Raw genomic sequence first — 800 nt, forward strand, 5'->3', positions numbered from 1 at the left:
GCGTTTCAGCCCCGGACATTTTCGGCGCAGGACCTCTCGACCAGTGAGCTATTACGCACTCTTTGAATGAATGGCTGCTTCTGAGCCAACATCCTGGTTGTCTTCGAAATCCCACATCCTTTTCCACTTAACGCACACTTTGGGACCTTAACTGAAGGTCTGGGCTCTTTCCCTTTTGACTGCCCAACTTATCTCGTGCAGTCTGACTCCTGGTAAGCAATTACACGGCATTCGGAGTTTGATATTCTTCGGTAGGCTTTGACGCCCCCTAGGAAATTCAGTGCTCTACCTCCGCAAATCTCTACCAAGGCTAGCCCTAAAGCTATTTCGAGGAGAACCAGCTATCTCCGGGTTCGATTGGAATTTCTCCCCTATCCACACCTCATCCCCACCCTTTTCAACGGATGTGGGTTCGGTCCTCCACTGCCTCTTACGGCAGCTTCAACCTGGACATGGATAGATCACCCGGTTTCGGGTCTGCCCCCACTGACTCTGGCCCTCTTAAGACTTGGTTTCCCTACGGCTCCGGACCTTAAGTCCTTAACCTTGCCAGTGAGCGCAACTCGCCGGACCGTTCTACAAAAAGTACGCGGTCGTGCATATAAAGCACTCCCACAGCTTGTAGACACAGGGTTTCAGGTTCTCTTTCACTCCCCTCCCGGGGTCCTTTTCACCTTTCCTTCACAGTACTATGCGCTATCGGTCACTAAGTGGTATTTAGCCTTAGGGGGTGGTCCCCCTGATTTCCCGCAGGGTTTCTCGTGTCCCGCGGTACTCTGGATCCTGCTCAGTCTGCTCTG

At 52.6% G+C, this 800-nt stretch carries 1 rRNA gene; it reads right to left on the reverse strand.

From position 1 onward, the window contains the following. A 23S ribosomal RNA gene (locus ACTNB8_RS16360) occupies positions 1-800 on the reverse strand; the annotation flags it as partial.

The sequence above is a fragment of the Blautia sp. HCP28S3_G10 genome, from assembly GCF_052065235.1.
Lineage (GTDB): Bacteria > Bacillota > Clostridia > Lachnospirales > Lachnospiraceae > Blautia_A.